Source organism: Solirhodobacter olei, from assembly GCF_004010155.1.
Lineage (GTDB): Bacteria > Pseudomonadota > Alphaproteobacteria > Rhodobacterales > Rhodobacteraceae > Solirhodobacter > Solirhodobacter olei.
In genome coordinates this window covers 166,641-176,170 of the sequence record NZ_RRYH01000017.1, presented here as the reverse complement: position 1 = coordinate 176,170, position 9,530 = coordinate 166,641, and the positions used below count along the sequence as shown (strand labels likewise).

Here is a 9,530-nt window from a genome sequence, read left to right as displayed (position 1 = left end):
GCCATCCGTGAAGGCGGCCGTACCGTCGGCGCCGGCGTCGTGTCGAAGATCATCGCGTAATCGCGGACACATGCATTTGGACGGGCCGCCTTCGGGCGGCCCTTCTTTTTTGGCCGCCCGGCGGTTTTGACTGCCATCAATGATCCTGCCGCCCGATCTGTCCCGAATGGAAGACGGACATTCCCGGGAGGTCGTGATGAAACGTCGGTTCGCTCCTTTGCTCGCCATCCTGCTTGCAACCTCCGCCGGCCTCGCGCGGGCAGGGGACGCGATGTCCATCGGGCAGATGGAATTCGACAACAGCTGCGCGCAGTGCCACGGGGCCCGGGGCATGGGCGACGGGCCGATGGCAAGCGTTCTTAAGAACGGGGCGCCCGATCTGACCGGGCTGCAGATGGCCAATGGCGGGGTCTTCCCCTTTTCCCGGATCTACCAGCTGATCCGGGGCGAGGGAATTTCGGGTGCGCACGGCTCCTCCGAGATGCCGGCCTGGGGCTTTCGCTACAGCCTGAGCGCGCCGACCATGCTGGGCCCGTATTACACCAAGGCGGATGAGCAGGCCTTCGTGGAGGGCCGCATCCTTGCGCTGGTGGAATACGTCTCCTCCCTGCAGAAGAAGTAGCTGGCGGCCCTGCGGCCCTCTGCTTTGACGCGGGCCCGTGGGTCTGGCACTCTGCCCGCCGGAGCATGGAGGGCGAGATGAACAAGACGGTTTTCTGATCCGAACGGTTCTCAGATAAAGGTCTTGGCCATGCAACGCTTTCCCGGCGCGCTGACGCGCCATCCCGTCACCCTGCCCGATGGCAGCACGCACGAGGGCACCGTCTTCCTCAAGGCGGCCATCGATCATCCGAACGTCGAGGTGGGCGACTACGCCTATTACTCCGATTTCGAGCGGGTCGAGAATTATGCCGCCCGGCTGGCGCCCTATCTCTATCCCGGTGCGCCGGAGCGGCTTGTCATCGGCGCCTTCGCGCAGATCGCGCATGGGGTGCGGTTCATCACCGCCTCGGCCTATCATGCGATGTCGGGGCTTTCGACGTTCCCCTTCCGCATCTTCGATCCCGCGCAGATGGAGCATTACCGGGACGAGGCCGCCGCCCGCGGCGATATCATCGTCGGCCCGGATGCCTGGCTGGGCCACGAGGCGCGGGTGATGGCCGGGGTGACCATCGGGGCCGGGGCGGTGATTGGGGCGCAGGCGGTGGTGGCCTCTGACATCCCGGCCTATGGGGTCGCCGTGGGCAATCCTGCCCGCGTGGTGCGCATCCGATTTCCGGACGCGGTCGTGGCGCGGCTTCTGCGGCTTGCCTGGTGGGACTGGCCAATCGACCGGATCCTTGCCGCCCTGCCGGCGATCGAGGCGGGGGATATCGACGCGCTGGAGACAGCGGCCGGGTCCGCCTGAGCCGCGCTTTCATCCCGGCAAAATACCCCGCGGGGGTCCGGGGGCGGCAAACCCCGGGCGCCGCCCGCCTTGCGCGCCGAATCCGCTTGATTTCGCCCCCGGGCTGCCTTAGCACCCCGCCCACGGCCTAGGGGTATAGCTCAGTTGGTAGAGCATCGGTCTCCAAAACCGAGGGTCGCGGGTTCGAGTCCTGCTGCCCCTGCCAGGCCCTCCCGGGGTTGAAAGACGGCGCGCTTGCGCGTATGTGGCCGCAACGGAATAGCGTCGATACAGGCATGGCACAGGTCAATCCCCTCAAGTTCGTTCAGCAGGTGCGCTCGGAAGTCAGCAAGGTCGTCTGGCCGAGCCGGCGCGAGGTGCTGCTGACCACGCTGATGGTCTTCGCCATGGCGGTGATCACGGCGACCTTCTTCTCGCTGATCGACATCCTGATCCGGACCGGGCTGCAGCAGGTCCTCTCGCTGTTCAGCTGAGGTTCCGGGGGCCGGCGTGCCCCTGTTCGATATCCCTTAGCGCCCCTCCGGGCCGCCGCCCTTTTGCGCTGACCAGTGCTGCCGTTGCCGGTGTCTGGCCCTTGTAATTCTGGCCCATGTTTCGTAAGGGGAGCGCAACCTCGGAACACAGGGCGCGCGGCGATTCGGGCCGCGCGCTGTTTTTTGTTCCGGGGACGGCAATGAAGCCGTTGATTTGGAAGACTTTCCGGCACGAGCAGGCCGGCCGAGACAGGGTGATAAGCTAGATGGCCAAGCGGTGGTATTCGGTCTCCGTTCTCTCGAATTTCGAGAAGAAGATTGCCGAGCAGATCAAGCAGGCCGTCAGCGACGCCGGACTCGAGGAAGAGATCGACGAAGTGCTGGTGCCGACCGAGGAAGTGATCGAGGTCCGGCGTGGCAAGAAGGTGACCTCGGAGCGCCGTTTCATGCCGGGCTACGTGCTGGTTCACATGGAGATGTCCGACCGCGGCTACCACCTGATCTCCTCGATCAACCGCGTCACCGGTTTCCTGGGGCCGCAGGGCCGGCCGATGCCGATGCGCGACGAGGAGGTGAACTCCATCCTCAACCGCGTCGAGGAAGGCGAGGCCGCGCCGCGCAACCTGATCCATTACGAGATCGGCGAGCAGGTGCAGGTGACCGACGGGCCGTTCGAGGGCTTCGCCGGCATGGTCGAGGACGTGGACGAGGAGCACAGCCGCCTGAAGGTGACTGTCTCGATCTTCGGCCGGGCGACCCCGGTCGAGCTGGAATTCACTCAGGTGTCCAAGGGCGCCTGAGAGATCCCGTGGGAGGCGGGCCGGGGCAGGGGCCCCGGAGCGCCGGACCACTAAACCAAGTCCCGGCCTGGTCCGGGAGGTGACAGAAGGAGAGGCCGGATGGCCAAGAAAGTAGCAGGGCAGCTCAAGCTGCAGGTGCCGGCGGGGCAAGCCAACCCGTCGCCGCCGGTGGGTCCGGCGCTGGGTCAGCGCGGGCTGAACATCATGCAGTTCTGCAAGGACTTCAACGCGAAGACCCAAGGGATGGAACCGGGCGCGCCGATGCCCGTCATCATCACCTATTACCAGGACAAGTCCTTCAGCCTGGACATCAAGACGCCGCCGGCCTCGCACTTCCTCAAGAAGGCCGCGAAGCTGAAGTCCGGCTCCAAGACCCCGGGCCGGGAAACCGCCGGGTCGGTGTCCGTCGCGCAGGTGCGCGAGATCGCCGAAGCCAAGATGAAGGATCTGAACGCCAATTCCGTGGAAGCGGCGATGAACATCATCCTCGGCTCGGCGCGGTCGATGGGTATCGAGGTGAAGGGGTAAGTCATGGCTCAGCACGGAAAGCGCACGAAAGCGGCGCGGGCGGCCTTTGACGGCCAGGCGAACCTCTCGGTCGAGGACGCGGTGAAGCTGGTCAAGTCGGCGGCTTCGGCGAAGTTCGACGAGACTGTCGAGATCGCGATGAACCTCGGCGTCGACCCGCGGCACGCGGACCAGATGGTTCGCGGCGTGGTTCAGCTGCCGAACGGCACCGGCAAGACGGTGCGCGTGGCGGTCTTCGCCCGCGGGACGAAGGCGGACGAGGCGACGGCCGCGGGTGCGGATATCGTCGGCGCCGAAGACCTGATGGAAACCATCCAGTCGGGCAAGATCGAGTTCGACCGCTGCATCGCGACGCCGGACATGATGCCGATCGTGGGCCGTCTCGGGAAGATCCTCGGGCCGCGCAACCTGATGCCGAACCCGAAGGTCGGCACGGTGACGATGGATGTCGCCAACGCGGTCGCGGCCGCGAAGGGCGGCGAGGTCCAGTTCAAGGCCGAGAAGGCGGGCGTGATCCATGCCGGCATCGGCAAGGTCTCCTTCGACGAGGCGAAGCTGGTCGAGAACCTGCGCGCCTTCGTCGGCGCCGTCGGCCGGGCCAAGCCCGCCGGGGCGAAAGGCACCTACATGAAGAAGGTGTCGATTTCCTCGACCATGGGCCCGGGCGTGTCGATCGACATCGCCTCGGCGGTGGCCGAGTAAGCAATCTCCGGCCCCTCGGGGCCGGGATGGCGGGGCGGCCCCAGATCTGGAGCGGCCCTGTCCTGTCCGAGACGGTGGGTGGCGCGCAAACGCCGTAATTCCTGCCTGAGATGGGGAACGAGACAAGCTTCCGGGGGTGATCCTCGGGTGATCTTGGGCTCGGGACCCTAGCGGACCCGACGCCGGGGCAACCCGGCGATACTAGAGCCGGGGGGAAACCCCCATACTTGGAGTGAAACTGTGGATAGAGCCCAGAAAGAGAAAGTGGTCGAGGAACTCGGCCAGATCTTCGAAAGCTCTGGCGTGGTTGTGGTTGCACACTACGAAGGTCTGACAGTTGCCGACATGCAGGCCCTTCGCGCGCAGATGCGCGAAGTCGGAGGGTCCGTACGCGTTGCCAAGAACAGGCTCGCCAAGATCGCCCTTGAGGGGTCGCCGTGCGAAAGCATCGGGGATCTTCTTACGGGCATGACCGTGTTGTCCTATTCCGAGGACCCCGTCGCTGCGGCGAAGGTGGCTGACGAATACGCCAAGAAGAACGACAAGTTCGTGATCCTTGGCGGCTCGATGGGCGGCACGGCTCTCGACCAGGCCGGTGTTAAGGCCGTGGCTGCAATGCCGTCGCGCGAGGAGCTTATCGCTTCAATCGTGGGCTGCATCGGGGCTCCGGCGTCGAACATCGCTGGCGCGATTGGCGCACCTGCTTCGAACATCGCGGGCATCCTCTCCACGCTCGAAGAGCGTGAGGCGGCCTGAGGCAAGTCTCGACCGACGTGGGGTTGACCCCAGCACGTTGGAACCCATCTTAAAGAACGGAAACGAAAATGGCTGATCTGAAGAAACTCGCCGAAGAGATCGTGAACCTCACGCTGCTCGAAGCGCAAGAACTGAAAACCATCCTCAAGGACGAATACGGCATCGAGCCCGCCGCTGGCGGCGCGGTTATGATGGCCGGTCCGGCCGCCGGCGCTGCTGCCGCCGCGGAAGAGGAAAAGACCGAATTCGACGTCGTCCTCGTCGAAGCCGGCGCCCAGAAGATCAACGTGATCAAGGAAGTCCGCGCGATCACCGGCCTTGGCCTCAAGGAAGCCAAGGACCTGGTCGAAGCCGGTGGCAAGGTCAAGGAACAGGCTTCCAAGGACGAAGCCGAAGAAATGAAGAAGAAGCTCGAAGCGGCTGGCGCCAAGGTCGAGCTGAAGTAATCATGGCGCGGCACGCGCTGCGCTAAGAAAAAACGGCTGGGCCCGAAGGATATTTCGGGCCCGGCCGAACCTGTCTCGGAAGGGGCTCTGACCGGTCAGAGCGGCGAGCCCCTTCCAAGGCAGGTCAGGTTCGGGAGCCGGTCCTGGGTAGGCCGGCATGAATGGAACCAGACGGCCTTTTCGCAAGCGGCCCTCGCCGAAGCCCGGCGGCTGGGGGCCCGCGAAGAAAAAAGAAGGTGACCACGAGCATGGCGCAAGCTTATGTCGGCCAGAAGCGTATCCGTCGCTATTACGGCAAAATCCGCGAAGTCCTCGAGATGCCGAACCTCATCGAGGTTCAGAAATCCTCCTATGACCTGTTCCTGAAGTCCGGCGACGCCGAGAAGCCCGCCGATGGCGAGGGCATCCAGGGCGTGTTCCAGTCGGTCTTCCCGATCAAGGATTTCAACGAGACCGCGGTGCTTGAGTTCGTGAAGTACGAGCTCGAGAAGCCGAAGTACGACGTCGAGGAATGCCAGAGCCGCGACATGACCTATGCCGCGCCGCTGAAGGTGACGCTGCGTCTGATCGTGTTCGATGTCGACGAGACTACCGGCGCCAAGTCGGTCAAGGACATCAAGGAGCAGGACGTCTACATGGGCGACATGCCCCTGATGACGGCCAACGGGACGTTCATCGTGAACGGCACCGAGCGGGTCATCGTTTCCCAGATGCACCGTTCGCCGGGCGTCTTCTTCGATCACGACAAGGGCAAGACGCACAGCTCGGGCAAGCTTCTCTTCGCCTGCCGGATCATCCCGTACCGCGGGTCCTGGCTCGATTTCGAATTCGACGCCAAGGACATCGTCTTCGCGCGCATCGACCGCCGCCGGAAGCTTCCGGTGACGACGCTCCTTTACGCGCTGGGGCTGGATCAGGAAGGCATCATGGATGCCTATTACGACACGGTTAACTACCGTCTGGAGAAGAACAAGGGCTGGGTCACCAAGTTCTTCCCGGAGCGGGTGCGCGGCACGCGGCCGCCCTATGACCTGGTCGACGCGGCCACCGGCGAGGTGATCTGCAAGGCCGGCGACAAGATGACGCCGCGGATGGTCAAGAAGATCATCGACGAGGGCAAGATCACCGAACTGCTGCTGCCGTTCGAGCAGATCCTGGGCCGCTACGTTGCCAAGGACATCATCAACGAAGAGACGGGCGAGATCTGGGTCGAAGCCGGCGACGAGCTGACCTGGGAAGTCGATCGCGACGGCGAGGTGAAGGGCGGGACCGTGAAGGTGCTGCTGGACCAGGGTATAACCGATATCCCGGTGCTGGACATCGACAACGTCAACGTCGGCCCGTACATGCGCAACACCGTGGCCGCGGACAAGAACATGAACCGCGACACCGCGCTCATGGACATCTACCGCGTCATGCGCCCGGGCGAACCGCCGACCGTGGAAGCGGCCTCGGCCCTGTTCGACACGCTGTTCTTCGACAAGGAGCGCTACGATCTCTCGGCCGTCGGCCGGGTGAAGATGAACATGCGCCTTGATCTGGGCAAGCCGGACACGCAGCGCACGCTGGACCGCGAAGACATCGTCGCCTGCATCAAGGCGCTGGTAGAACTGCGCGACGGCAAGGGCGAGATCGACGACATCGACCACCTCGGCAACCGCCGGGTGCGCTCGGTCGGCGAGCTGATGGAGAACCAGTACCGCGTTGGCCTGCTGCGCATGGAGCGGGCGATCAAGGAACGCATGTCCTCGGTCGAGATCGACACGGTGATGCCGCAGGACCTGATCAACGCGAAGCCCGCGGCCGCCGCGGTGCGCGAGTTCTTCGGTTCGTCGCAGCTCAGCCAGTTCATGGACCAGACCAACCCGCTGTCGGAAGTCACCCACAAGCGGCGCCTGTCGGCCCTCGGGCCGGGCGGTCTGACCCGGGAACGCGCGGGCTTCGAGGTGCGCGACGTTCACCCGACCCACTATGGCCGGATGTGCCCGATCGAGACGCCGGAAGGCCAGAACATCGGCCTGATCAACTCGCTCGCCACCTTTGCGCGGGTGAACAAGTACGGCTTCATCGAGACCCCGTACCGCAAGGTGGTCGACGGCCAGGTGACCGACGACGTGGTCTACATGTCCGCGACCGAGGAGATGCGCCACACCGTCGCCCAGGCCAACGCCAACCTCGACGCGGACGGCAAGTTCGTGAACGAGCTGGTCTCCACCCGCAAGGCGGGCGAGTTCATGCTGAACCCGGCCGAGGCGGTGGACCTGATCGACGTGTCGCCGAAGCAGCTGGTCTCCGTCGCCGCGGCGCTGATCCCGTTCCTCGAGAACGACGACGCCAACCGCGCGCTGATGGGCTCGAACATGCAGCGTCAGGCGGTGCCGCTTCTGAAGTCGGACGCGCCGCTGGTCGGCACCGGCATGGAAGGCACCGTGGCGCGTGACTCTGGCGCCGCGATCATGGCGCGCCGCGCCGGCGTGATCGACCAGGTCGACGCGCAGCGGATCGTCATCCGCGCGACGGAACTGCTGGAGCCGGGCGAGCCGGGCGTGGACATCTACCGCCTGCGCAAGTTCAAGCGTTCGAACCAGTCGTCCTGCATCAACCAGCGTCCGCTGGTGAAGGTGGGCGACACGGTCGGCCGCGGCCAGGTCATCGCCGACGGACCCTGCACGGATCAGGGCGAGCTGGCGCTGGGGCGGAACATCATCGTCGCCTTCATGCCCTGGAACGGCTACAACTACGAGGACTCGATCCTGATCTCCGAGCGCATCCTGCGCGACGACGTCTATACCTCGATCCATATCGAGGAATACGAAGTCTCCGCCCGCGATACCAAGCTCGGGCCCGAAGAGATCACCCGTGACATCCCGAACGTCGGCGAGGAAGCGCTGCGCAACCTCGACGAAGCCGGGATCGTCTACATCGGGGCCGAAGTGCAGCCGGGGGATATCCTCGTCGGCAAGATCACCCCGAAGGGCGAAAGCCCGATGACTCCGGAAGAAAAGCTTCTCCGCGCGATCTTCGGCGAGAAGGCATCGGACGTGCGCGACACCTCGCTGCGCCTGCCGCCGGGCGCTTACGGCACCGTGGTGGAAGTGCGGGTGTTCAACCGGCACGGCGTGGACAAGGACGAGCGCGCGCTGCAGATCGAGCGCGAGGAAGTCGAGCGTCTGGCGCGCGACCGGGACGACGAACAGGTCATCCTTGAGCGCAACATCTACTCGCGTCTGCGGCAGATGCTGCTTGGCAAGGTTGCGGTGAAGGGCCCGAAGGGCGTGAAGGCGAACTCGGACGTGACCGAGGAGCTGCTGGAAAGCCTGAGCCGTGGCCAGTGGTGGCAGCTCGCGCTGGCCGAGGAGAGCGACGCGAAGGACGTCGAAGCCCTCCACGACCAGTTCGAGGCGCAGAAGCGTGCGCTGGAGGCCCGGTTCGACGACAAGGTGGAGAAGGTCCGCCGCGGCGACGACCTGCCCCCGGGCGTGATGAAGTCCGTCAAGGTCTTCGTCGCGGTGAAGCGCAAGCTTCAGGCGGGCGACAAGATGGCCGGCCGTCACGGCAACAAGGGCGTCATCTCGAAGGTGGTTCCGATGGAGGACATGCCGTTCCTCGCGGACGGCACCCCGGTCGACTTCGTTCTGAACCCGCTCGGCGTGCCGTCGCGGATGAACGTCGGCCAGATCCTCGAGACCCACATGGGCTGGGCCGCGCGCGGCCTGGGGCTGCAGATCGACGAGGCTCTTCACGAGTATCGCCGGTCGGGCGACCTGACCCCGGTCAGGGAAGCGATGCGGCTGGCCTATGGCGAGGAGGCCTATGAGGACCACTTCGCCGGGCGCGACGAGGAGAACTTCGTCGAGGCGGCCACCGAGGCGACCCGTGGCGTTCCGATTGCCACGCCCGTCTTCGACGGCGCCAAGGAGCATGACGTCAACGACGCGCTGAAGCGCGCGGGCTTCAACGAATCCGGCCAGTCGATCGTCTTCGACGGGCGGACCGGGGAACAGTTCGCGCGGTCGGTGACCGTGGGCGTGAAGTACATGCTGAAGCTGCACCACCTCGTCGACGACAAGCTGCACGCCCGGTCCACCGGCCCGTACAGCCTCGTCACCCAGCAGCCGCTGGGCGGCAAGGCGCAGTTCGGCGGTCAGCGGCTCGGCGAAATGGAGGTCTGGGCGCTGGAAGCCTATGGTGCCGCCTACACGCTGCAGGAGATGCTTACCGTCAAGTCGGACGACGTCGCGGGCCGGACCAAGGTCTACGAAAGCATCGTCAAGGGCGAGGACAACTTCGAAGCGGGCGTGCCCGAGAGCTTCAACGTGCTCGTGAAGGAAGTCCGCGGCCTCGGCCTCAACATGGAACTCCTGGATGCGGAGGGTGAGGAGTGAGCCACCCCGTGGGGCGCGCCTAGCCGCGCCCC

Annotated in this window: 9 protein-coding genes and 1 tRNA gene; all 10 read left to right on the top strand. The window is 65.2% G+C overall.

Translation table 11 applies throughout. The annotated features are described in order from the left end of the window. The first annotated feature begins 196 nt into the window (after nt 1–196). The 10 genes from EIP85_RS13615 to rpoB all read left to right on the top strand — a co-directional run bounded on the left by EIP85_RS13615 (nt 197) and on the right by rpoB (nt 9,498). Nucleotides 197–622 carry a c-type cytochrome gene (locus tag EIP85_RS13615; RefSeq protein ID WP_164871733.1) on the top strand — a complete coding sequence of 142 codons (426 nt, stop codon included), beginning with the start codon at nt 197–199 and terminating at the stop codon, nt 620–622. Between the two features lie 129 nt (nt 623–751). Then, nucleotides 752–1,408, top strand: coding sequence for a CatB-related O-acetyltransferase (locus EIP85_RS13610; protein WP_127902734.1), 657 nt, complete (start codon nt 752–754; stop codon nt 1,406–1,408). Nucleotides 1,409–1,537: 129 nt separating this feature from the next. Then, a tRNA-Trp gene (locus EIP85_RS13605) sits at nt 1,538–1,613 on the top strand. A 70-nt stretch (nt 1,614–1,683) separates the two neighbouring features. Then, nucleotides 1,684–1,881, top strand: coding sequence for a preprotein translocase subunit SecE (gene secE, locus EIP85_RS13600; RefSeq protein ID WP_164871732.1), 198 nt, complete (start codon nt 1,684–1,686; stop codon nt 1,879–1,881). A 266-nt stretch (nt 1,882–2,147) separates the two neighbouring features. Continuing rightward, complete coding sequence (gene nusG / locus EIP85_RS13595) at nt 2,148–2,681, top strand: transcription termination/antitermination protein NusG (protein WP_127902732.1); 534 nt, start codon at nt 2,148–2,150, stop codon at nt 2,679–2,681. Between the two features lie 99 nt (nt 2,682–2,780). Beyond that, entirely contained in the window at nt 2,781–3,209 is a 429-nt protein-coding gene (gene rplK, locus EIP85_RS13590) for a 50S ribosomal protein L11 (RefSeq protein ID WP_127902731.1), read from the top strand. A gap of 3 nt (nt 3,210–3,212) precedes the next feature. Then, entirely contained in the window at nt 3,213–3,911 is a 699-nt protein-coding gene (gene rplA / locus EIP85_RS13585) for a 50S ribosomal protein L1 (RefSeq protein WP_127902730.1), read from the top strand. 240 nt (nt 3,912–4,151) lie between these two features. After that, entirely contained in the window at nt 4,152–4,667 is a 516-nt protein-coding gene (gene rplJ / locus EIP85_RS13580) for a 50S ribosomal protein L10 (RefSeq protein ID WP_127902729.1), read from the top strand. Between the two features lie 68 nt (nt 4,668–4,735). Then, on the top strand, nt 4,736–5,113 hold the full coding sequence (rplL, locus tag EIP85_RS13575) for a 50S ribosomal protein L7/L12 (protein ID WP_127902728.1): 378 nt from the start codon (nt 4,736–4,738) through the stop codon (nt 5,111–5,113). Nucleotides 5,114–5,361: 248 nt separating this feature from the next. Continuing rightward, a complete protein-coding gene (gene rpoB, locus EIP85_RS13570; RefSeq protein WP_127902727.1) occupies nt 5,362–9,498 on the top strand; it encodes a DNA-directed RNA polymerase subunit beta in 4,137 nt (1,378 codons plus the stop codon). The last annotated feature ends 32 nt before the right edge of the window (nt 9,499–9,530 follow it).

Coding starts and splice junctions, on each gene's coding strand:
- EIP85_RS13615 (WP_164871733.1), top strand. CDS start 197: ATGAAACGTCGGTTCGCTCCTTTGCTCGCCATCCTGCTTGCAACCTCC.
- EIP85_RS13610 (WP_127902734.1), top strand. CDS start 752: ATGCAACGCTTTCCCGGCGCGCTGACGCGCCATCCCGTCACCCTGCCC.
- secE (WP_164871732.1), top strand. CDS start 1,684: ATGGCACAGGTCAATCCCCTCAAGTTCGTTCAGCAGGTGCGCTCGGAA.
- nusG (WP_127902732.1), top strand. CDS start 2,148: ATGGCCAAGCGGTGGTATTCGGTCTCCGTTCTCTCGAATTTCGAGAAG.
- rplK (WP_127902731.1), top strand. CDS start 2,781: ATGGCCAAGAAAGTAGCAGGGCAGCTCAAGCTGCAGGTGCCGGCGGGG.
- rplA (WP_127902730.1), top strand. CDS start 3,213: ATGGCTCAGCACGGAAAGCGCACGAAAGCGGCGCGGGCGGCCTTTGAC.
- rplL (WP_127902728.1), top strand. CDS start 4,736: ATGGCTGATCTGAAGAAACTCGCCGAAGAGATCGTGAACCTCACGCTG.
- rpoB (WP_127902727.1), top strand. CDS start 5,362: ATGGCGCAAGCTTATGTCGGCCAGAAGCGTATCCGTCGCTATTACGGC.